The 24,065-nt window shown below is 58.2% G+C and carries 14 protein-coding genes; 8 read left to right on the forward strand and 6 right to left on the reverse strand.

The genetic code is table 11. The features are described 5' to 3' along the window. Window positions 1–797: 797 nt before the first annotated feature. From F2P46_RS33890 to F2P46_RS33905, 4 genes are all read right to left on the reverse strand, one after another. Window positions 798–2,519, reverse strand: a complete 1,722-nt coding sequence (locus tag F2P46_RS33890; RefSeq protein ID WP_166898697.1) for a methyl-accepting chemotaxis protein — start codon at window positions 2,517–2,519, stop codon at window positions 798–800. Window positions 2,520–2,954: 435 nt separating this feature from the next. Next, window positions 2,955–4,055 (reverse strand): porin, encoded by a 1,101-nt coding sequence (locus F2P46_RS33895; protein ID WP_166898699.1) that lies wholly within the window; start codon window positions 4,053–4,055, stop codon window positions 2,955–2,957. 122 nt (window positions 4,056–4,177) lie between these two features. Continuing rightward, window positions 4,178–4,942 (reverse strand): ABC transporter substrate-binding protein, encoded by a 765-nt coding sequence (locus F2P46_RS33900; protein WP_166898701.1) that lies wholly within the window; start codon window positions 4,940–4,942, stop codon window positions 4,178–4,180. 3 nt (window positions 4,943–4,945) lie between these two features. Next, complete coding sequence (locus F2P46_RS33905) at window positions 4,946–5,395, reverse strand: cache domain-containing protein (protein ID WP_166898702.1); 450 nt, start codon at window positions 5,393–5,395, stop codon at window positions 4,946–4,948. Between the two features lie 810 nt (window positions 5,396–6,205). On the opposite strand from F2P46_RS33905, the gene F2P46_RS33910 reads away from it, so the two are divergent. Both F2P46_RS33910 and F2P46_RS33915 read left to right on the forward strand, forming a co-directional pair. Next, window positions 6,206–6,568 (forward strand): YciI family protein, encoded by a 363-nt coding sequence (locus F2P46_RS33910; RefSeq protein ID WP_166898704.1) that lies wholly within the window; start codon window positions 6,206–6,208, stop codon window positions 6,566–6,568. Window positions 6,569–6,633: 65 nt separating this feature from the next. Continuing rightward, the gene (locus F2P46_RS33915) at window positions 6,634–7,815 is read left to right on the forward strand and encodes an RNA polymerase sigma factor (RefSeq protein WP_229509567.1); all 1,182 of its coding nucleotides are present in this window, start codon (window positions 6,634–6,636) and stop codon (window positions 7,813–7,815) included. A 530-nt stretch (window positions 7,816–8,345) separates the two neighbouring features. On the opposite strand, the gene F2P46_RS33920 is transcribed toward F2P46_RS33915, so the two are convergent. Continuing rightward, on the reverse strand, window positions 8,346–8,957 hold the full coding sequence (locus F2P46_RS33920; RefSeq protein WP_166898714.1) for a recombinase family protein: 612 nt from the start codon (window positions 8,955–8,957) through the stop codon (window positions 8,346–8,348). 225 nt (window positions 8,958–9,182) lie between these two features. Between F2P46_RS33920 and F2P46_RS33925 the strand changes: the two genes are divergently transcribed. Both F2P46_RS33925 and F2P46_RS33930 read left to right on the forward strand, forming a co-directional pair. Beyond that, window positions 9,183–12,212, forward strand: coding sequence for a Tn3 family transposase (locus F2P46_RS33925; RefSeq protein ID WP_166898705.1), 3,030 nt, complete (start codon window positions 9,183–9,185; stop codon window positions 12,210–12,212). A 58-nt stretch (window positions 12,213–12,270) separates the two neighbouring features. Further along, on the forward strand, window positions 12,271–18,534 hold the full coding sequence (locus F2P46_RS33930) for a PLxRFG domain-containing protein (protein ID WP_166898707.1): 6,264 nt from the start codon (window positions 12,271–12,273) through the stop codon (window positions 18,532–18,534). Between the two features lie 120 nt (window positions 18,535–18,654). On the opposite strand, the gene F2P46_RS33935 is transcribed toward F2P46_RS33930, so the two are convergent. Continuing rightward, window positions 18,655–18,963 carry an H-NS family nucleoid-associated regulatory protein gene (locus tag F2P46_RS33935; RefSeq protein ID WP_166898708.1) on the reverse strand — a complete coding sequence of 103 codons (309 nt, stop codon included), beginning with the start codon at window positions 18,961–18,963 and terminating at the stop codon, window positions 18,655–18,657. Window positions 18,964–19,519: 556 nt separating this feature from the next. Here F2P46_RS33935 and F2P46_RS38660 point away from each other — a divergent pair. From F2P46_RS38660 to F2P46_RS33955, 4 genes are all read left to right on the forward strand, one after another. Next, on the forward strand, window positions 19,520–19,933 hold the full coding sequence (locus tag F2P46_RS38660) for a hypothetical protein (RefSeq protein ID WP_306667733.1): 414 nt from the start codon (window positions 19,520–19,522) through the stop codon (window positions 19,931–19,933). A gap of 232 nt (window positions 19,934–20,165) precedes the next feature. Beyond that, window positions 20,166–20,498, forward strand: a complete 333-nt coding sequence (locus F2P46_RS33945) for a hypothetical protein (RefSeq protein ID WP_166898710.1) — start codon at window positions 20,166–20,168, stop codon at window positions 20,496–20,498. A 184-nt stretch (window positions 20,499–20,682) separates the two neighbouring features. Continuing rightward, on the forward strand, window positions 20,683–22,986 hold the full coding sequence (locus F2P46_RS33950; RefSeq protein WP_166898711.1) for a type VI secretion system Vgr family protein: 2,304 nt from the start codon (window positions 20,683–20,685) through the stop codon (window positions 22,984–22,986). Continuing rightward, a complete protein-coding gene (locus F2P46_RS33955) occupies window positions 22,973–23,950 on the forward strand; it encodes a DUF2169 domain-containing protein (RefSeq protein ID WP_166898712.1) in 978 nt (325 codons plus the stop codon). Before F2P46_RS33950 ends, F2P46_RS33955 begins: the two co-directional genes overlap by 14 nt. Window positions 23,951–24,065 lie beyond the last annotated feature (115 nt).

The following is a 24,065-nucleotide window of genomic DNA, read 5'->3' on the forward strand; positions in this document are numbered from 1 at the left end:
AATGGACTGAAATGAAGGAATAGCCTTTGCCGAGGCCGTCAGGCTGGCCCGAATCTTTGAAAAAGTGCTCATCAAGGCGCCCGTTTCGGCTCGTTAGCGTCGCCTCACGACGTTTTGCAAGAGGCTCATCAGTTACCCTCAAGTTTAAGATTTTTGTGAGCGCGCGTGCGCTCCACAAATATACTGTGATATTTGTAATAATGCAAACATTTCTTTTTTTTACAACATGGAAATTAGATTCATCTTTTTCTGGCAGTTTAATGGAAAACGCGGTAGATACTTAGTTAGTTTATTTAAGAAATTTAAATTTTATTTTTGAAATATTTCTTATGGAAAATAATAGACATTTAATCGACATGAATTTATACATAATGCATAAATTTATTTATCTATTTTTAATAGCTTATGGTTATTTAACGATAAGTAAGCTACCGGGTAAGGTGATCCATAAGCTTGGAGCGGATCATTTCGCGCTCCGCAGGTGTGAAACCTAGCAACTGGGAGGTCTAAGCCGGAACCCCAGATTTTTCCGGCCGGAGTGAAATTCCAGTACCGGGCCTATCGGGCCGGGTGGTTGGGTGAAGCTACAACCAGATGGCACTCAGCGGTTGCCAAGCTTGCATTCTAAGAACGGAAACAAAGTCGCAGCGATCAATTCCATTGATCCCAAGTTTTCAGGGCCTTATAAAGAACAGTGATCGGAATGTCGGTAGGATGTCAGTAGTCGCGCCCACCAAGATCCAGCGCGTGGCAGGCGCACGACGCTACGATGTCAAAGTGCGAGCACGAGCGCAATTTTAAAACTCTTCCCAATCTTGGGCACCGGTCGGGGCGGTCGTCCTTGAATTTGCGCGTGCTGGTAGTTGACCCCGCGTCGATGCGAGGGCCAAGTTGGGCGCTGGGTGCTGCGGGGTCACTGAACGCCGAAGGGGTGTCGCCGGAGGACCAGCCTGCCGGGCGTGATCGAGCTCAAACACACTGACGACCTCAGCCAGAGCGGCAGCCTGCTCCTGCAGCGCACCGGCGGCGGCCGCCGCTTCTTCCACCAATGCCGCATTTTGCTGGGTCACTTCATCCATCTGGCTGACAGCGGAGTTGATTTGCTCGATACCCATGGTTTGCTCAGCGCTTGCCGAGGCGATTTCCGACACGATGTCCGTCACGCGGGTAATCGACTGTACGATTTCCAGCATCGTTACGCCAGCTTGATCGACCAACTTGCCGCCCAGATCCACCTTTTCCACGGAATCGTTGATCAGGAGCTTTATTTCTTTGGCCGCTGCGGCGGAACGCTGGGCCAAGTTACGAACTTCCGAAGCGACCACGGCGAAGCCGCGCCCCTGCTCGCCGGCGCGCGCCGCTTCTACCGCCGCATTCAGGGCCAAAATGTTGGTTTGGAAAGCGATACCATCGATAACCCCGATAATGTCGACAATTTTGCGCGAGGAATCATTGATCGACACCATAGTCCGCACTACATTGTTGACTACCTCACCACCGCGCACGGCAACTTCAGATGCTGAGTTGGCCAGCACATTAGCCTGACGCGCATTGTCGGCGTTTTGCTTGACGGTGCTGGTCAACTCTTCCATCGACGAAGCGGTCTCTTCCAGCGAACTGGCTTGTTCTTCAGTACGCGAGGATAAATCAAGATTGCCAGCGGCGATTTGGCTTGAGGCAGTGGCAATCGTGTCGGTGCCAGAACGAACTTGCCCGACGATTTTGGCCAAGGAGGTGCGCATGACCTCCATTGCAAACAACAAGCTCGTTTGGTCGTTGGCGCGCAGCTGAATCGACGTTGACAACTTACCGGCCGCGATTGCCCCGGCCACGTCGGCAGCGTATGCCGGCTCCCCGCCCAGTTGGCGCGTCAGTGCGCGCGTAATCCACAGTCCAATCGCAATGCCTGCGGCAAGGCTGCAAAATACGAGCAAGATCATCAGCAATCTACTTTCACGGTAAAGCTGCCCCGACTCTTCGGCTGATGCTTTGGCCACCTTTTCTTTCAATTGGGCGATGTTCTGCAAACTTTCGTCCACTAAAGTGGCTTGCTTTACCAACGGGCCCAAGGCAAAATCAATCGCTGCAGCCTTGCCTTCCGGACTCGTGTCGGCGAGCAATTTGCTCAAGTGCGCCCGCGCGGCATCGTACTGGACAATTCCAGCATCCAGATCTCGGAACAGGGCTTTCGCAGCCTCCGCCCTGAAGAGTGGCCGGGCAAGGGCGATTTTTTCCCCCAAGGTTTTACGCGCCGCGTCATTAAAAGCGCTGAACTTACTGCTCTCTTCCGGCGTTCTGGCTAGAATTTGGTTGCGCATGGCACGCGCGGCATACAACAGATTGATCGTGGCCTCTTTCGTATATGAGATGCCCAACAGATCGTCCGAGTACGCGCGTTCAGCCTGGGAATTCATCTTTGCCATGTTATAGATTCCAATGGCGGCAACAACGGCACCAAGGATTGCGACTAGCATAAAGCCGGTAAGCAGCCGTGCACGTACGGATAGTTGGGTGGACATAAAGACTCCTTCTTATAAGGTGATGTCGCCTTTCGCGGAGCCGCCGTGCGGGCCAGCCCGTAGAGACTCGATTGCGAAACTGGGGTTGTAAGGCACCTGATGTCTTTCGTCCTATCACCTAGTTTTCCCCTGGTGTTGCGTCCTTTGAAATCCTAGGCCGGCGGGGCGCTAAATCCCGGACTTTTCGAGGGCGTTCAGTAAACTTTCACCCATGGCAGCGTGGGACCAGCCCCGCCCCAATGCATTTGGCCGTTTAACAAAAACCGCGTGCAAAGCCCAGATTTGCGCGCTTCTTGAAGCCCGTTCACAATAGCTGCGTTGTAAGATGCCGCCCATAAATTTTATCTATTATTGATCGGTCTTTCTGGATCGTTATGACGCTACAGACAGGCCAGCACGGCGTGTGGGGCACCATCGCCTTTTTTTGGCCACTGGTCAGAAAGCGTGCTTTATTCCAGTGATGACGCCGTTTTGAGACAGGCCAGGCCCAACGATTCCACCGGCGCTTAGAGCAACAGAGGCACCACCGCCATTTCTCATATGGCCTAGCGCTACATACGTAGAAGTGCGGGCCGAAAGATCGTAAATCGCGCGCACCATTGCCAACGTTGAATCGTTCGCGCTACGCTTGTAATCGAGCCGTGCAACTATACCGTCCACGGTAATGTTGGGAGCGAACTTGAAGGCACCGTTGAGATAGCTTAGATGGCTGTGCGGGGTTGCCATCGAGCCTTCATTGTTGCGTCTGACTACGCCGGTGGCAAGACGCCAAGCGCCCTGTTTGACATAACCAGCCACATGCAATCGGTTATCTCTGAGGTTACTTGAAGTTAGCCCGGCGGCAGCGCCGGTAGCGCCATTCTTACGATCGTACGCGCTGGTCACGCCCCAGCCTGGGGTGTCGTAGCGAAGCAATACAGACCATTCCCGGCATGCCTGCGCGTCAGCAGCACTCTCGCCAGGGCAGTTGGTACCGCCAGGGCCCCCGGCGTTCGAAACGTCTCGGCCGAGGCTGTATGACGTTCCCACGGTAACTTTGTCGAATGTACCCTTGTAAGCAACCGAGTTGTCGGTACGGCTATTGGGGATTGCAGCGTCCAGGGAGCCCAAGCCATATTGCGTTGGCCCGACAATCTCGACCTCTCCCATCGAGTGAAAGAGCATGTTGTAATTACGGCCGAACGTGACTTGGCCCCAGTCGCCGCGTACGCCCACCCACGCTTGGCGGCCAAACAGCCGATTGCCCTGCCCGCTCGTCCCCGAGTCGATCGCAATGCCCGTCTCCACCGTAAATATCGCTTTCAATCCAGCGCCGAGGTCCTCTGTCCCCCGAAAACCCAAGCGTGATGGCATCATCCCCCCACCCAGATTCGGCATCCACACCCGGCTATGCTTCTGTGCATCGACGTTTGTGTTGTAGTCGATGGCCGCATCGAGCGTCCCATACACTGTAACGTTGCTTTGGGCGAGGACTGGGGCGGCAACCGTCAAGCTGGTGGCTACTACAAGCACACCACACGCTAGTATATTATTCATGATATTCCTTTGGTATGTAATGAAAAATGGACGAGACGGCTTCTCTCTCAGACCTTTGCTGGCGTAGATACAGCGCAACTTATCATCGGATTCAAGTGTTAAGGAGGCTCCCCCCAAGCAGATCATTTAGAGCTCGGCAGGTAGCTATGTTTGTGCAAAATTCGCGCCAGCGTTCCGTCTACTCGTACCGCTTCAAATGCATCGCGCCAGCGGCTCGCCTCAGCAGGAGGCGTCTCCAGTGACGCTGCTAACCAGACTACATAATTCTCCAACACAAGACCTTCTCGTAAATCGCCGCGGGGAATCCCGACATGGGCGGCGGCTTCTAATGCGCCGTTCCGTCCACCCAGCCAGGCATCGATCCGTCCTGACATAAGCTTCCGAACGTTTGTCTCTTCATCGCGTGAAGGTTTAAGGTAGATGAAGTTAAGGCGTTGCGCTAACTCTTCACCGATCGAATTGCGTGTGACACCAACTGCCAACCGGCGTGCGACATCAAGATTGTGGATCTCGACTGTACTATCGCGACGGGTGAACAAAAGGAATTGCTCTTCTATGAGGGGGACCAGCCAAAGGTATCGCTGCTCGCGGGCAGGAGTGCGACCCAAAAAAGTTAGTATGTTTGGCTTGCCACGGGCATTGACAGTCGCCCGCGCAAGCGGGACCACCGTAACACTGTCGTTCCGTTGCATGCGCCGCAGCACTTCGGCAACAAGCTCCGCTTCGATTCCGGCAGACACTCCCCGTACGGTGTAGGCGAATGGGGGCAGATTAGGGAGCAGGAATTCAGCCGCGTGGGCACTGGCGATGGTCGACAACCAGCAAAGCAGCCCGCAGCAGTAGCGATAAGTAAACCCCCTACGCCATTCCCCAGTCCGGAGGTTCATTAATCATTTCGTATAAATACCGACCCCGAGCATAACGCCGTCAATCGCCATCACATAAGTCTTCTTTGGCTGAATGGTCTTGCTGACGGGATGGACCCAGCGGTAAGACACCCAGCCACTGCGCCCCCGTTTCAGTACCTCAAGCATCTCTTTGTTAAACGGCTTGTCGTCCGCGTCTTTCAACTCGAGTAAGTCCTTCCCGTTCAGGCGCGCATTGGTCGGGTGGCAGATCATCTTCGCTTTTAGATCTTGGATATATACGTAGAGCTCACCATCAATGTAGCCCTTTGTCGGATCGGCAAAATCTTTACACGCGACCGGGATGCCGACAGCATGAATGTGCTTTGCAGCCCTTTCTGCCAAGGAAATTGCCGCCTTTTCTTGCGATGTCTCAGCGTGCGAAGAAGAGACGACGGTAAAACCAGCCAATACCAAAGCACAAGCAAAACGCATGATATACCTCCGTTTGAGGGGACACCGAAATACCGGCGGAAACGATTGAATCAACACTACCCACGAACTTGTGTGCATCAATGCCCTTCCTATCCGGTTGTCCAAGACTACGCGCTTCTGCCCAGGAAGACCAGTTAGACGCACCGATCATGCAGCTGAAATCGATCTTGTTGTTGCGGTGCAACTAAAAGGAGGTGCCTCGATCCAGTACCGCGCAAATAACTTCGATACGGAAGATGTAGCTTCAGCTCGGTCCTATCGTATTGCGTTCAGTGTGCAGTACGGATTATATTTTTTTATGCTGCGCACGGCCGTAGCTCACAGTGGGCGGACTTGTCCTGCAAACGCAAAAACTGGTCGGCGAATGACATGGGGCCGCGTTATCGACGGCGAACTGGCCCTTGCGGATCATGTGCATCGGCGCTGCAAGAACAGGTGGCAGGGCTCAGCGCCAACATGCGCCTATTTCGCTTATAGCAAGCCAAGGCACTTGCCCTGGTTGAGTTTCGCACCAGCAAACGTTCCAGTGGCTATCACCTAATCAACAACGCCGGAGTGGCGGAACTATGGCCCTGGCCTCGGCGGCTGGGCGCCGGCTCTGGCGCTCCCTCCTGCCCACGGGCTCTGCCTGACGCATTTCACAAAAATAAATTTTCCAGTTTGTCGATCGGGGCACTGGTCACGCATCTACTCCATGACCCTGGCGCTTTGACCAGGCCACCACAGGGAGTTTCATTGAAATCAATTTCGCTATTTTTGACTTGCTGAAACTCGACTATATTGATAGTACTTCCCTTCAAGGAGTTTTCCATGCAATTCATGCTTAGTTTTTCCGAGACCGCCGCTGACTTCGCGAGCCGTGACAACCCTACGACCGCACCCGCGTACTGGGGCGCATGGAACGCCTATGTCGGCGCCATGGGGCAAGCCGGCATCGTTGTCAGTGGCAATGGCCTGCAGCCAACTCATACTGCTACTCACGTTTCCGTACGCGAAGGCGAACGCCATATTCACGATGGCCCCTACGCCGATACTAAGGAACACCTGGGTGGCTACTTCATCATCGAGGTAGCAGGGCTCGACGAGGCGCTCGAATGGGCGGCCCGCAGCCCGAACGCCAGTACGGGTTCGACCGAGGTGCGCCCCGTGCTGCTGCCGCCAGCATCGGCATGACAACAAGGGCGGCAGTGGCACAACGGGCCGCAGAGACGGCTGCCCGTTCTGCTTTTGGCCGCCTGTTGTCCTGGCTCGCCTGGCAGTGGCGCGACATCGCCGCCGCCGAGGATGCGCTGTCGGACGCCCTGGTCAAAGCATTGGAGCGCTGGCCGCTCGACGGCGTTCCGGACAAACCGGAAGCATGGCTGCTGGCCGTTGCGCGGCGCCAGCTCTTGCAAGTTGCAAGGCATGATAGGGTGCGCTGCGATCCGGCCGTTACGATGCTGCTCGCGGACGAGGACAGCGAAGAACCGCCCGACGCTATTCCCGATGCCCGCCTGAAGCTGCTGTTCGTATGCGCCCATCCGGCTATCGACGAGCGGGTGCGGATACCGCTTATGCTGCAGACAGTGCTTGGCCTGCAGGTGGCGGACATGGCGCCGGCACTGCTGATGTCGCCAGTCGCGCTGGCCCAGCGACTGGTGCGCGCAAAGCAGAAAATTCGCGATACCGGCCTGCGTTTTGAAGAGCCTGCTGTCGAGGATCTGCCACAGCGATTACATCACGTGCTCGAAGCCATCTATGGCGCGTTCGGTCTGGGCCATGATGCTGTCGACGGTGCAGAAGAACGCATTACGAGCCTGGGGCCGGAAGCGAAGTTCTTATGTGAACTTGTCTGCGTACTGTTGCCCAACGCGGCTGAGCCACGTGGCCTGCTCGCGATGATGACCCTAATCGATGCGCGGGCGGCGGCGCGCGAGTCACTGGATGACCAGTTCGTCCCGCTGCCTGCGCAGGACCCGCAGCTCTGGGACCGGGACGCCATCGTCGTCGCCGACAAGTTGTTGTGGGAAGCAGCCCGGCTGCGTAGTTCAGGGCCCTTCCAGCTAGAGGCGGCCATTCAGAGCGCACATTGCCACAGGCTATTTTCAGGCAGCACGCCGTGGTCCAGCATCGCGCAACTTTATGCGAACATCAACAGCTTCTATCCGACCCTGGGCTCGCGTGTAGCGGGGGCGGTCGCCGCCGCCGAAGCTGGAGAGTTGGAGCAAGGGCTTCTTGCTCTCGACGCGGTTGACGCCAGCGCGGCTGGACAGTTTCAGCCCTGGTGGGTCGCGCGCGCCTATTTACTCGACAAGCGAGGCGACGTCGCAGGCGCGCTCGACAGTTACGAACGGGCGATTGGTTTGACATCACAGTCTCGGCTTCGGGCGCATCTGCAGAAGCAGATGCAATTAGCGGCTCGATCGGTGAGGCCAACCTAGGCGAATAGGGAGAGCCGCGCCTTAAGAGGCGTCGTCTTGCCATCACACGAACCTAAATATCAGAGGTGAACTTTGATCACACTGCGCAATCTTTCGAGACAGAGCATGCTCACTATGACAGACAAACAAATCGGCGGCGTTGCGGGCCAGCCCATTGCAGTCAGAGCTGGGAACCGCTTTGCAATCTTCAGGGGCAAGCCATCGCTCATATCGCTGAGGTCCGAATAGTCAATTTTCAAGGACAAACCTTGGCGGAGGTTGCTGATTGGAAGTTAAACAATCTCCAAGGGCAGATGTTAGCGACTTTATCTGGGGGGACCCCAGACCAACAGACCACTCTGGGAGCGGCGTTTCTTTTGTTTTGCGCAAGCACGGTATAGGTCTTCCGTGCTTATTTGCAACGGTCATCGCTGCCGGACGCATTTGATTTATCACACATGCAAGGCGCTACTAGACTTTGCACGCCTATCTTTGACCGTCCGCTCTTGGCCGACTGCTGCCCGACTTGGTCGTTCATCGTGCATGGAAAATTACGGCTTGATCAACTTTTTACCGTCTGGGCGCAGTTCTCCCTTGGGTGACACGTGGCGGTACAAAGTCTGCCGCGTAACGCCAAGTTCTTCACAAAGCGCGCCAACACTCGTTTCCGGCTTGCCCATTGCCGCCATCGCCAGGCGCAGCTTGGCAGGTGTCATCTTGAATGGCCGACCGCCGCTCCGGCCTCGCGCACGGGCCGACGCCAACCCGGCAACGGTGCGCTCGGAAATTAGTTCGCGCTCGAACTCGGCCAGCGCGGCAAAAATTCCGAATACCAGTTTGCCGGCCGCATTTGTCGTATCGATCGCAGCGCCGTGTCCGGTCAGTACCTTTAGTCCTACCCCGCGCGCTGTCAGTTCATGCACCGTATTAATCAAATGACGCAAATCACGACCTAATCTGTCGAGTTTCCAGACCGCTAGCGTATCGCCTTCGCGCAATGCTTTTAGGCATGCCGCCAAACCAGGGCGATCCTCCCGCTTGCCCGACGCTCTATCCTCATAAAGATGCTTCACGTTGACACCCGCCAACTCTAGCGCATCGCGCTGCAAGTCCGTCGTTTGCGAACCATCGGCTTTCGATACCCGCATGTATCCGATTAGCATTGTCTTATTTGTCACTTATACGGTCGATTGTGTGACAGTCTTTCCTGCCACTTGCCAATCAGCAAAAAATGTCACTTAACCCGTTATTTAATGTAAGACACGTAAACGGCGCGCCTCGCTCATAATGTAACAGAATTCGGCTGGTTTGCTTTGCGGTGCCAACAAACCAACCTGGACTTTGACCGAAATGCTAACGCTGGTCGGCTAGCCTTGGAAAGATTATGGATGAAGCAAAAAAATAAGTTGCTCAGTGTTCTCTCAGATGCTGAGCAAGAAGCCCTGTACGGCCTGCCAGATTTCGACGATGCACAACGGATGGAATACCTTGCATTGACGGAAACCGAATTGGCGCTCGCCAGTAGCCGGCCAGGCCTGCCTGCCCAGGTCTATTGCGTCTTGCAGATCGGCTACTTCAAGGCCAAGCAGTCCTTCTTCCGCTTCGACTGGACCGATGTCGATGATGACGGCACCTTCGTACTAAACCATTATTTTCACGACGAGGCGTTCGACCGTAAGCCGATCACCAAGCATGAGCATTACGCCCAGCGCGGGAAAATCGCCGAGTTGTTCGGCTACCAGCTGTGGACGGCCGACTTCCTGCCGCAGCTTGGACAACAGGCCGCGCTGACCGCAAGGCGCGATGCGACGCCGGGGTTCGTGGCCGCCGAGGTGATTGTCTGGCTCCATGAACACAAAATCATCCGACCCGGCTACACCACGCTGCAAGAATTAGTCAGCGAAACCCTGTCCGCCGAACGTCGGCGTGTGGGCGGCCTGCTAGCGGAAGCGCTGGACGACGCGGCCATGGACGCGCTGGCCCAGCTTCTGGTGCGTGATGACACCTTGTCCCAGCTGGCGGCGCTCAAGCAGGACGCCAAGGACTTCGGCTGGCGTCAGATGATCCGCGAACGCGAGAAGCGCGCTTTGCTGGAGCCGTTGCACAGAATTGCCAAGGACCTTCTGCCAAAGCTGGGTGTTTCGCAACAGAACTTGCTCTACTACGCGAGCCTGGCGAGCTTCTACACCGTCCATGACCTGCGCAGCCTCAAGGCGGATCAGACCCGTCTCTACCTGTTGTGCTATGCATGGCAGCGCTACCGGCAACTCTCCGACAACCTAGTCGATGCAATGGCGTACCACATGAAGAAGTTGGAGGAGGAGAGCAGCGCCGGCGCCCAGAAATTGTTTGTCGCCGAACAGGTGCGCCGTCAACCGGATACGCCGCAGGTTGGCCGCCTGTTGCTGCTCTATGTCGATGACACGGTGGCTGATACCACGCCGTTTGGCAACGTGCGGCAGCGCGCGTACAAGATCATGCCGAAAGACGCACTCCAGATCACTGGACAGCGCATGAGTGTGAAGCCGGTGAGCAAGCTTGCTCTGCACTGGCAGGCGGTGGACGGCCTGGCTGAACGCATCCGCCGTCATCTACGACCTCTATATGTCGCGCTCGACTTCGCCGGCATCGAACCGGACAGTCCATGGCTCGCGGCGCTGTTCTGGACCAAGAGCGTGTTCGCCAAGCAGCAACGTCTGTCGCAGCGGCCGCTGGCAGAGTGCCCGCCAGGCACGCTGCCAAAACGGTTGCGTTCGTATCTGTTGGTCTTCGATGCTGATGGCAAGCCAACGGGCCTGCATGCTGACCGCTATGAGTTCTGGCTATACCGGCAAATCCGGAAACGCTTCAAGTCGGGCGAACTCTATCTTGATGACAGCCTGCAACACCGCCATTTCTCCGACGAACTGGTCTCGATGGACGAAAAGGCCGACATGCTGGCTGAGATGGACATTCCGCTCCTGCGCCAGCCGATTGAGGCGCAACTCGACGCCCTGACCGCCGAACTGCACGTGCAATGGTTGACGTTTAATCGTGAACTGAAACAGGGCAAGCTCACGCACATGGAGTACAACAAAGATACCAAGGCGCTAACCTGGCGCAGACCCAAGGCCGAGAACCATAAGGCACATGAGCAAGGACTCTACGAGCAGCTGCCATTCTGCGACGTGGCCGACGTGTTTCGCTTCGTCAACGGACAGTGCCAGTTCTTGTCGGCGCTGACGCCGTTGCAACCGCGCTATGCGAAAAAAGTGGCCGATGCCGATAGCCTGATGGCGGTCATCATCGCGCAGGCGATGAACCACGGCAACCAGATCATGGCGCGCACCAGCGACATCCCCTACCATGTGCTGGAATCAACTTACCAGCAGTACCTACGGCAAGCCTCTCTGCACGCGGCCAACGACTGCATCAGCAACGCCATTGCTGCGCTGCCGATCTTCCCTCACTACTCTTTCGACCTAAATACGCTGTACGGTGCCGTCGACGGCCAGAAGTTCGGCGTCGAACGGTCAACCGTGAAAGCACGCTACTCGCGCAAATACTTCGGACGCGGCAAGGGCGTGGTCGCCTATACGCTGCTATGCAACCACGTTCCGCTCAACGGCTACCTGATCGGTGCGCATGACTTCGAAGGCCACCACGTGTTCGATATCTGGTATCGCAATACGTCAAATATCGTGCCGACCGCGATCACCGGCGACATGCACAGCGTCAACAAGGCCAACTTCGCTATCCTCCACTGGCACGGACTACGTTTCGAGCCGCGCTTCACCGACCTCGAAGACCAACTCCAGGAATTGTCTTGCGCCGGCGATCCGGCGCTGTATGAGAAGTGCCTGATTCGTCCAGTCGCTCAGATCGACCGGCAGCTCATCGTTGACGAGAAGGCGAATATCGATCAGATCGTCGCCACCCTGGCCCTCAAGGAAATGACCCAGGGAACGCTGATCCGCAAGCTATGCACCTACACAGCGCCGAATCCGACACGGCGTGCCATCTTCGAGTTCGACAAGCTGGTGCGCAGCATCTACACGCTGCGCTACCTGCGTGATCCGCAACTGGAACGAAACGTGCACCGTTCGCAGAACCGCATCGAGTCTTACCACCAGCTACGCTCGACCATCGCGCAGGTCGGAGGAAAGAAGGAATTGACCGGTCGTACCGACATCGAAATTGAAATTAGCAACCAGTGCGCCAGACTGATCGGTAATGCGATCATCTATTACAACTCGGCCATCCTGTCGAGATTGCTGACAAAGTATGAAGCGGAGGGCAACACAAAGGCCGTGGCGCTGATCACCCAGATATCGCCGGCAGCCTGGCGGCACATCCTGCTCAACGGGCACTACACCTTCCAGAACGGAGGCAAGATGATCGACCTTGACACGCTCCTCGCCGGGCTGGAGTTGGGCTGACGGAATTTTCTGGGGTTCCGGCTTAGACCCCCTGGAAAAGGCATTGGCGCCAGCCGGGTTGGAATACGCCATCGCCAACTACCAGCGCCGCTACGACGCTGCCGTGGCCGCGCTGCCGGAGCTGCGCGCGCGCCAAGGCGGCCCGTTCGCCCAACAGGACGAGCTTGACGCAAAGAACGCCCGGCTTGAAGTTGTCATTCGGGAACTGTCAAACGGTGGAACGAGCGCCGCGCGCAATGTCGTGGAGCGCACCAATCCCCTGCGGCGCCCGGACGGCTCGTTCAGGCGCCAGGCGCCGGACAAGCTGATGTTCAGCCGGGCGCGCATCGACACGGATGCGCCACTGGTCAACATCTTTTCGCAGATCGCGACCGACGACGCTGCTTTCCGCATGCCCGACAGCAATGCCAAAACTCTCGCCGGCATCCTGGCCGACATGGCGCCAACGCTTTCGGTTGACGAGTTCGTTGGCGAGGGCGATCTGGAAGATGCAGCCGCGCCCGTCGATCGCGCCTGGCACATCACGTCGCCGACCGGCGAACAGGCCAGCGTCTACCGCAACAACCGTAACAAGGAAATCTGGCTCGATATCTCGAACTGGAAAGAAGGCCGCACCGGCTCGGGTGTTTATCAGGCCGTGGCCACGCTCGCCCACAACACCGGCCATGTCTTCATCGGCGACCCGGCCGGGCTGTCCGACAAGGCGCTGTACCGCCGCACGGAGCACATGATTTCCTCTGCGCTGCGCCACGGCACCACCAAGCACCTGGCGCCGCACGCGCGCCAGGTCGAGGCGACGGGGACAGCCGGCGGCGCTGACGTACGCCCGATCGACTGGCAGGACGGCGACGATGCCCACAACTTGCAGGAAATGCTGGTTTCGTCCTACACTAACATCCTGCACCTTTTCCCTGAGATCGCCGATGTCACCTACAACTTCGCCCGCGCCCGCTTCGAGCGCGCACCCGTTCGGGCATCTGCCGGGCCACTACGAGCTGACCAATCCGATCTCGGAGAATGGTCTGATGAGCAAGGGCTGGGACCAGCCTACGGTGGAAGCACTTCCGGACGCGGAACTGACCGCGCTGATGAAAGGACACGGGACGTCGGGCGAGTGGATGCAGTACCTTTCACGGACGAGGATTTTAGCGCTGCTGCAAAATCGGTACGCAGTGCTTATGACCTATTCTTTCCATCCGGTGGAGGAGCGTATACGCCTCCGGTTGGGGTGTCTGATCTTAAGAGAGCGGTTCTTACCCAGTCAGTTCTACAAGAGGCTGGACGAGACGGAGGGCGAGAAGTTCTGGATCACGTTTCAGAGCGGCTCCTACAACGTGTAAGTCCCCAGCTCGCTCGTCTGCTGTACAGCCGCGATGCGGAATACTTCCGTGCCGACGGCGTTTCTTCCCTGCCAACTCTTCCCCCCGGCGCCGATGGCGGCACCACCGCGCCGCTTGAACTGAGCGGCGTCGATTTCCTGCGCGCCATGAAGGCGACGGAACAGCTCAACCGCGAACTGGCCAAGGCCGATATGGCACCGGTACGGGCGCTGCGCACCGCTCCCAACGCCCAGTTCGCCCTGGCGCGCCAGGTTGGCAAGGCGCTGGGCATCGAGGTTAATTTCGTGAGCAAGAACGCAGAGTTCGAGGGCGTGGCCTATAACGGCGTGGCCTACCTGACCGAAGGTATGCGCAACGCCGAGCTGGCAATTGCCGGCCACGAAACGCTGCATGCACTTGAACAGTCGAATCCGGAGCTGGGCGCCAAGCTGCGCACGCAGATTCGCGCCTACTTGAAAGAAGGGGTGGTGGAAGACCGCCAGGCGCGCGAATTCGCGGCAAACGGCTTCCAGGATGTCACCGAGGATCAGGCGGAAGCCGAGGTCATTGCCGATATCAATGGCAGCATGTGGATGGACCCGATTTTCTGGTCCGACCTGGCCAAGGCCGACCGATCGCTGTTCCGGAGCGTCGCCTACAAATTCATGGAAGTGGCAGCCAAACTCATTAAGAGCCTGCGCGGCTCGCGCTTCGATGTGACCGCGCTGGTGCGCGACGTCGAGGCCGTGCGCGCGATCATGGTTGCGACCTGGGCGGAAAACAACGCGACGCGCGACGCCGCGGCACCGGCGCCCGTGGTCAGGCGCGCCATGCGCGAAACGTCAGTCGCGCTGCCGAGCGCGAAATGGCTGGCGGACGAGGTGATAGCCAAAGAAGTTGAAAACCGCATTGGCAAATTTGAGCACCAGCCCGTGGTCCGCATCCGCGACAGCGCTTTCGGCGTCCTCCCGGGTGTCGCAAGTGATGAGCACGTGTCCGGAGCGGTGTACGAAGGCGTCATCTACCTTTTCCGGGACGCCCTGCCCACCCTCCGGGAGGTCCAGCGGACCCTTTTCCACGAAATGCTGCACTACGGACTCCAAAGGTTTCTGCCAGGCGACGAGTATATCATCCGCATGAACATGATTTACCAGCGCGATGGGGCATTCCGGGCCGAGACTGACCGCTGGGTAAAAACCGGACAGGGCCAGCTGGCCTTGAAGCAGGGCGGGCAAAAATACGCAACCGCGCGCGGCATTGACGAAGCGCTTGCGGTGCTGGCCGAACCGAACGCCGGCGCCTTCACCCGGACCGACGTGCGCGCCAAGGTGGAACGCACCGTACAGCGCTGGCTGGCGAACCTGGCCGAATGGCTAGGCATGCCCGAGGCGGCCGCCTACTGGCGCGGCATGAAGAACGAAGAGGCGCGCGCGCTGATCCAGCAGATTTTCCGCAAAACGGCGACCGATTTCCCGCCGGCGGACCCGTGGGCTGGTACTGGCAGCGCGGCGCTGCGCAAGGGTAAGCCGGCATCGAGCGGCGCTGCGGCGCCCGCCAGCTCGTCAGCGTTCAAGGCATGGTTCGACGACAGTAAAATTGTCAACGACGACGGCACGCCGATGGTCGTCTATCACGGCACGAGCGCGGATATTCGTGTCTTCAAGGCTTCGGCCGGCTGGTACGGCCGTGGAATCTATTTCGCCCACGACCCGGCATGGGCAAGCGAATTTGCCGAGGAAAGTGGCCTCGACAATGACGGGGGCGACAATGTCGTGCCTGCGTACCTGAGCCTTCAACGTCCGTTTCTCTTCCGCGACAACGCCAATGGTGAGGCGTCCAACATCCAACTGATGAGGGAGCTAGGAATCAGTGAGCGAAAAATCAACAAGGCCATCGGCGCCGACAATAACGCGGCGGACGTGATCACGGCCGCGCTTGAAGGCATGGGGCACGATGGCTTGATCGTTATGTCGCGTGACGGGAACGAGTACATGGCCCTCTACCCGCAACAGATCAAGTCGGCCGTCGGCAATTCGGGCGAGTTCGACGGCGGAAGCCCGGACATCGCATTTAGCCGCGCCGGCCTGGGCAACGCGCTGGCCAGCGCGGCCAACAGCATTGCCGAGGTGCGCTTGCCGGCGAACTACCTCGTTGGCGACCTGTTCAACAGCACGGGGAAACTGAGCTGGTGGCACAAGTCGATCGGAACCATGGACAACCTGGCGAAACGCCAGCCGGCATTCGCCGCGGTCTACGGCGCCGTGCAGCGCTTCCTGGGCGATGTCTCGCGCTACGCCGTGGTGGCGGCCGACCTGGCGCCTACCCTGCTGCCGAAGCTGGAAAACGTGACCGATATCGTGGGTAAAAACCGGAAAAAGGCACTGACTGCCGCCGATACCAAGGCGATCGGAGCACCGATCTTCGAGGGCACACTGACTTGGGCGCGCGATGCGCACGGCAAGCCGGTCAAGATCGACATGCTGGAGGAACAGGCCGAGGCGATGTCGACCGCCGACAAGGCGCGCATCCTGCTGAAAAAGGGCATTATTGACGACCAGCAGAATCGCGCCTGGCAGCACAACCCGCTCGACATCTACGACTCGATCATCAACAGCCGCTTCAAGAATACCCAGCTGCGCGCCGGGGTGGTGTGGTCCGATACGGAGCTGCGCTCGATGTTCAGCCTGTCGGTCGACCAGATCGCGCTGTACCGCCAGTTTCGCGCGGCGCTCGACAAGAGCCTCACGAACCTGACGATCAGCGAAATGGTCAAGATGGGTGGCAAGGACGCCAAGGGCATGCTGGAGCAGGCCGTGGCAGCACCGGATCTCCCGGCAGCGGCCGCACTACTACGCGACCATTTTATTGCCCTGGCCAAGCTGGACCCGGAAAAGATGGACATGCACCTCGACACGGCCAGACAGATCATGAACCTGTCCGACAAGGGCAAGGACCTGATGGACCGCGGCTATGCGCCGCTGTCGCGCTTCGGCAAGCACACCGTGTACGTGCGGGAGGGCGAGGAACAGGTGTACTTCGGCATGTTCGAGACGCAGTACGAGGCGTCGAAGATGGCGCGCGACATGCGCGCCGAGCATCCGGACGCGCAGATATCGCACGGCACCGTGTCAGCCGACGCCTATAAACTGTTCGCCGGCGTCTCTCCGGAGACGATCGAACTGTTCGGCTCGATGGTCGGGCTCGACAGCCAAGCCGACGCCGCCAGTACCGAGGTCTACCAGACCTACCTGAAACTGGCGAAGAACAATCGCAGCTCGATGAAGCGCATGATCCAGCGCAAGGGCATCGCGGGCTTTTCGGAGGATGCCGGCCGGGTGCTGGCCGGTTTTATTTACAGCAACGCCCGCCTGACCGCAGGCAACGCGCACCTGGGCGAGATCGATGAAGCTATCACCGAGATCCCGAAACAGCAGGGGGAATTGACGGACGCGGCCATGCAGCTGCGTGAACATATCCGTAATCCCGAAGCCGGCGCGCCGCTTGGCGGCCTGATGTTTGCGCAGTTCCTGGGCGGATCGGTGGCGTCGGCCATGGTCAACCTTACCCAGCCGTTCACGATGACCTTGCCCTACCTGAGCCAGTTCGGGGGGCTGACAAAGGCGGGGGCGCGCCTGGCGGCCGCCGTGAAGGACGCCGGCAAGGATGCGACCGGCGACGCGCAGCTCGACGCCGCCATGCAATGGGCGATCGAGGAAGGGATCGTCGCGCCGCAGGAAGTCCACTACCTGCAGGCGCAGGCGTCGGGCAAGGGCGCGCTGCGCGCCGGCGACGGCACCAAGGGCGGCAACACCCGGGCCCACCTGAACAATGCCATGGCAAAGGTCACGCTGGGCTGGGGCAAGCTGTTTGCGATGGCCGAGCTGGCCAACCGCCGCATTACCTTCATCGCAGCCTACCGCACCGCCGTGGACGAAGGGTTAGCCGACCCCACCAAATTCGCCCAGGAGGCGGTCGCGCAGACGCAGGGGACCTACAACTCGGGCAACAAGCCGAAGTGGGCCCGCGGCGTTGTCGGGTCGCTGCTGATGACGTTCAAGCAGTATTCGATTGGCTACCTTGAGCTGCTGTCGCGCATGGCATTCGCCGGCGCACCTGGCTCGAAGGAGCGCGCGGCCGGGCGTCGCGCCGCGCTGTACATGCTGGCGGTCCTGCTGCTGATGGGCGGCGCCGACGGCCTGCCGTTCGAGCAGGATCTGGAAGACGCGATCGATGGCATCCTGCAGCGGCTCGGCTACAACTTTTCGAGCAAGCGGAGCAAGCAGGCGTTCCTGACCGATACTCTCGGCCAGGGCGGCGCCGACTTCGTCCTGAAAGGCGTATCGAGCATGCCAGGCATGCCGATCGACGTCGCCGGCCGGTTCGGAATGGGCAACCTGATCCCGGGTACCGGCCTGTTGACCAAGAAGGATTCGTACACGCGCGACCTGGGCGAACTAGCCGGGCCAGCCGGCGACCTGGCCAAGCGCACATTCACGGGTACAGGCAAGCTGCTCGGCGGCGACCTGGCCGGCGCCGTGCTTGACATCACGCCGGCGGCCGTGCGCAACGTGGTCAAGGGCGCCGACATGCTCGCAACAGGCGCCTACCGCGATGCGCGCGGCTACAACGTCAACGAAACAAGCGCACCGGAGGCGGGAATGAAGATGATCGGCTTCCAGCCCAACAGCACGGCCGACGTTCAGGATGCCAAGGGCCAAGCTCTCAACATGGTTGGCCAGAACCGCATGCGCTCGATGGAGATTGCCGAGCACTGGGCGCAGGGTCTGGCCGACGGCGACATGGCGAAAGTGGAGGAGGCGCGCGCCTGGCGCGACGACTGGAATGCGAAAAACCCAGCCACGCCGATGAGGGTCAGCATGCCAGGCGTCATCAAGCGCGTAAAAGCCATGAGGCAGGACTCATTGAACCGGACGCAGAAAACAGCGCCGGTCGCCCTGAAACAAACCGTACGGCGCGAGCTGGCGGAAATACGGGCCGAATAGCGGCGCTACGATGGAAAAAGGCCCCGGATTAAAACCCGGGGCCTTTTTCCATCTGATGGGCCGACTTCCATAATTCGGGCTGGACACTACGAACTTTGTTCGAGCGCCAATGCCGTGGAATCAGACCTTGGCGCTATCGAGCGTACCGGCCTCTTCCATCTCCTTTACCCACGTCGGGGAGCGACCGCGGCCCGTCCATTCCTTGCTTGGATCGGCCGGATTGCGATATTTCACCGGCGCCTTATTTTTGACTTCCGTTTTACCTGCTTTGCCCATCAACTCGGCAAGAGGGACGCCCACACGGGTTGCAATAGCGGAAATCTCCGCGCGCGCTTTTTCAATCGCTTCGGCCTCACGATTTTTAATTTCGGCGGCGACTCGATCGCGAAGGGATATTAAATCGGCAATAGAAAGTGGCGACAAATTCATACGGTTCCATTCTGGTTGGTTAGTTACAATAAACTGTTGCAACGATAACCGTCGGTGGTCCGCCATGTCAAAGAAAATTTAAACAAACTGGCACAATTAGTATATGGAAACATTGCTATCTGGTGGCGCCGCACGGTGTTTCTTAACAAAACAAACACGTTTTTTGGAAGAACCACGAAGGAATGAATCCTATATTCTGGAGAAAACAGCCTCATCGACGAGTCGTGACAACCCAATAGCGGTCGTACCACGATACAGCCCTTCAACGGCCATTTTTGTATGCACAATACAAACCGCTGACCGAGCTCGTACTTGTCAGCCCGCGCCGGATGAACTACTGTATGCAATCACAGTACTTCAGTGAGCTTAAAATGTCCTCCCCCCATCCTGCCCCCGAGGATTTACATCCTGCCTTATGGCGCGCGTCCCAGCTGGCGCAATCTGCCGCGCGGTGCGTCGATACCGGGTACCCGGCACTATCGAACCAGTTGCCTGGCGGCGGCTGGCCAGTGGGAACGCTGATTGACGTGTTGCCCCAGCAGGCGGGAAGCGGCTGTTGGCGCCGGCGTTGGTGAAAGTCGCGCAGCGCCGGGTGGTGCTCCTGCAGCCGCCGCATTCCCCGCAGACGCTTGCGCTTGGGGGTATGGGCCTGGACGCGTCCCAGGTGCTGTGGGTCAAGAGCAACCGCCCCGGGGACGCGCTGTGGGCGGCGGAAACCGTGTTGCGCAGTGGAAGCTGTGGCGCGCTGCTGTTTTGGGCAAGCCACGTCCGGCCGGAGAGCCTGCGTCGGCTAAACCTCGCCGCGCAAGCCGGAGAAGCGCTGTTTTTCATGCTGCGCCCGATCGCCGCCGCGCAGGACGCATCGCCGGCGCCTTTGCGCCTAAGCTTGCGGCCCGCCCCGGGCGGGGTAGACGTGGATTCATCAAAAGGCGCGGGCCACAACGCGACGACAGTTTGTTCATCCCACTAGCTGCGGCTGGGGGCACAGTGGTGCATCGGCCTGTGCCAGCGCAGCAGCCCATGCCGAGGCCGACACGAATTCCTCAAATGGTGATATAGCACAAACGACGAGCCGACAACGCGAACCGGCGCCCAAGGACGGCATCAAACAGGCTCAACCTCTTACAGGGAGAGTGCCATGCCTTCGACTACCAAGCGGAACACGAGCGCGCCATGGATCAAGTAGGGAAATTCCTGCGGCAGTGGCCAATAAGGAAAAGCCGCTTGCCCACGCCGTCATCGATAACTTCACGGTCGGCCACATGGCGGCCGCGCTGTGGCCCAAGAAAAATCATGACATGAGCCTGTCAGTTGACAATTTATATAGTCTTGTGGAATTCTGGCCGACCGTGATCCCGCTGCCACCGGGTACGGAAATTCCGCCGTCCCCCAATAAGCACTGCCCCCACGCAAATTCCACACGGCACACCTGGTCGAATATTTCGAGCACGAAGAGCCCTTTGCGGCTTGAATCGAGCAATCCTCTCGGCATGCCTACACTTCCCACAAAAAATACTAAACAGATGCAAAAATAACCACATTGATGTATAATTATCAACGGCCGAAATATAATTTACCCGGTTACTCGTCCGGCATACAACGCATTTAGGAAACCGCCGCTACGCTTTTTGTCGTGGCGTGTGATCGTTCAGCTACCTGGAGCAGTGAAACTAAGCTGGTCTGAGGGCTCTCTTTAATCCGCAGCATGGAATATAAAGCATGAAGAAAGCTTTAATCGTCTTACGGGATCTCGCGGGGGACCGGCAACATAGCCGCCTGCTGCGCCTGTCTTTTCCAAATCAAGATGCTCCTCTTGGCGATTTACTTGTTAATAAGCTCGATGCCTTCGAGAGCATGTCCAAGCCGTTCGAGTTCAAAGTTGAACTCCTGTCAGATAATCCGAATATTCCACTCAAGGATATGCAGGGCAAAATGCTCTGCGTGGAAATGGTGCGCCGGGACGGCACGCTACGCTATTTTACCGGAAGAGTATTTGCTTTCACTCTCAAAACAGTGGATGGTGGAGTATCGTATTATGAAGCTTTGCTAGGGCCATGGTACAAATACCTTGGCATGCGCAAAGATAATTATCTGTTTCATCACACCACGATGTATCAGCAAACGGCGAGCATTTTCAGCGACTATGGCAGCCTCGCTGATTGGGACTGGCGTGTCAGCGGCGCGAGCGAGGTCCACACCGACTGCTGCCAATTTGACGAAAGTGACCGTAATTTCCTTGAGCGGCGCTGGGTGGGCAGCGGCATCGTCTACTGGTTCGAGCATTCAGCGACAGGCCATAAACTGGTGCTGTCGGACGACACGACCAGCGTGGAGCCAATCGACGGCGGCCCGGCTATCCGCTTCCAGCGGCATGGCGGCGCGGCCGAAGAGGATGGCCTGGGCGAATGGTCGCCGTCGCGGCAGATCATGCAGGGAGCGGTATCGCTCGCATCCTTCGACTTCAAGTCGCCCAAGCCTGCTCACACATCGTTGCCGACGCTAAGCCAGCAAGGCGATGTGCCGAGCATCGAGTCGTACGAATACACTGGCGCATATGGGTTTGCGACCGGCGGGCGCACCCTGGCGCAACTGCGCATGGAAGAATTCGAGGCCGCAGGCAAGCACTTCCACGGGACCGGGAATAATCGCTACGTGATGCCTGGGCGGTGGTTCCGGCTGACAGACCATTTCGACCTTAGCGCAACGGGCGACGACGCCCAGGCGCGCGAATTTTTGATTGTCGAAGTAATTCATAGTGCGTCCAACAACTATCATGTCAAAGAAACGGCCGAATCGCATTATGAAAACCGTTTGCGGGCCATCCGCAAGATAATTCCTTATCGTGCCGGGCGTGACCATAACAGCATTGAAACAAAAATTCATGGCATTCAGAGCGCTACAGTGGTCGGGCCGCCTGGAGAAGAGATCCACACGGATGAATTCGGCCGTGTCCGCGTGCAATTTCACTGGGACCGTGCTGGTGCTAACGATGAAAAGAGTTCAGCATGGATACGTGTCGCCACGCCCTGGGCCGGTGCCAATTTTGGCATGACCTCCATTCCACGCGTGGGGACAGAAGTTTTAGTGCAATTCATGGATGGGAACCCTAATCGCCCGATTATAACCGGGATGGTGCCCAATGCCGACACGATGCCACCTTGGACGCTGCCGGCCAATAAAACCCAAAGCGGCATCCTGTCGCGCTCTACCCCCGGCGGGAGCTACGATAATGCGAACGCTTTGCGCTTTGAGGATAAAAAAGGTAGCGAGCAGCTCTGGCTGCATGCTGAAAAAGACCAGCTGACGGAAGTTGAGCACGACGAAGATAAATGGGTGGGCAACGATCGCAGAAAAACGATCGATCGTGACGAGTCCAGCCACATTAAGCGCGACAGAAAAGAAACCGTTGATCGCGATGAAACCATCGTCATCCATCATGACCGCACCGAAACGGTCGACAATGACGAGCGTATTACTGTTCACCATGATCGCACTGAACGTGTGGACCACAACGAGAAAATCAGTGTTGGCATTAATCGCACGGAAGACGTCGGCAAGCATGAAGCCCTTAGCATCGGTGAAAATCGCTCGAAATCCGTAGGCAAGAACGAGAAGGACGTGATAGGGAGAAATTGGTCAATTAATGTCGGCAGAATGAAGACCGAAACCATTGGCGCGGCGTACATGCAGAATGTCGGCATGGGGCGGATGGAAACGGTAGGTATGGGCTACAGCCTGAACGTGGGCCTCATCATGGCAACGACCGTGGGCGTTACTCAAACAACCAACGCAGGAAAATCGGTGCATATCAACGCCGGCGACAAGATCGAGCTGGTCTGCGGGAAATCGAAGTTCGTGATGACGCCCGACGCGATCTATCTTGAGAGCGCTGAAATCCACGTGAAAGCGGGGACTAAGGTGCACATCGATGGTCCGGCCGATGTGCTGCTCAACACAGGTACCGCCCAGTCACCGCCAGGGGACAGCGACGACGCGGACGGGGGAAAAAGTGGCTGTTATTAATTCCGTGCTGCCGTTTCCATACTTGCTGTTCGAGAAGTCCGGCTGGCGCGGCATCCCCCTCGATGTGCTCGTCGTGCGGGGAACATTCGATATTGGCCATGATGGCCGTCCCATGCGCGTGTCCAGCGAACAGACACCCATTCGCCTCGGAGATGAGTATCAGGGACCGGTCGGAGACGACCCACTGGCGGCCGTGCTTGCGCACGAAGGCGACCTTGTCGTGGGGAAATTGGCAACCGACGTCGTTGTGACAGGACACTTGCACAGCCCGCATGGGAAACCAGCCGCCGACTGGATCTCGGCAGTCCGCGTGGGGAATTTGCACAAAGGCATGCGCGTGACCGGGCCGCGAGAATTCAGGCGGACGCTGTTCGGTTGGAAGGTCACCAAGCCCGCTGCGGTCAGCACCGTGCCGCTCGACTATCACCTCGCCTTTGGCGGGCGTCTTCGCTCGCTTGGCCAGGGCGATAGCAGCGATGTATATTTTTCAAGGAACTCTGCCGGCATCGGGTGGTTGCCTGGCGCTTCCGATTTGAAGAACCTACCTTCCAAACGCAAGCGAGATGCCGAAAAGTGGCAAAACGCGCAGCGTGTTTTGCCCGCTCCACAATTTGAAGATTATCAGCAGCCAATCACAAGCCCTTACCAGCACGTTCCTCCGGAGGGTTTTGGTCCCATTGCGCGGTGGTGGGAGCCGCGGGTTTCATTACAGGGCACGCTCGACGCGGCGTGGCAGGCTGAGCGATATCCCGATCCGCCCGATGATTACAATCCCCGGTTTACTCAAAGCGCCCACCCTGATTTGATTTCGTCCCGACTCATAACCGGCCACGAACCCGTCGTGTTGGCCCATTGTTTTGCCGAAGAGAAGACCGTCACGGCGCTTCCAAGCATGACCATCCACGCGATGACCGTATTTAGCAACGGCACCAAGCTGGTAATGCCCATGGCGTTAGGTGTTTAGTTTCGTGCGATCATATTCCTCGTCGCAGCATGGCTTTGTTCCGCGCCAGGGCCGTGCTTGACGAGTTGATCGCCGGTTTGCCACCGCGATCGTCCCATCGGTTGCAGCACATCGC

Source organism: Massilia sp. CCM 8734 (assembly GCF_011682155.1).
GTDB classification, from domain to species: Bacteria; Pseudomonadota; Gammaproteobacteria; order Burkholderiales; family Burkholderiaceae_D; genus Telluria_A; species Telluria_A rubra.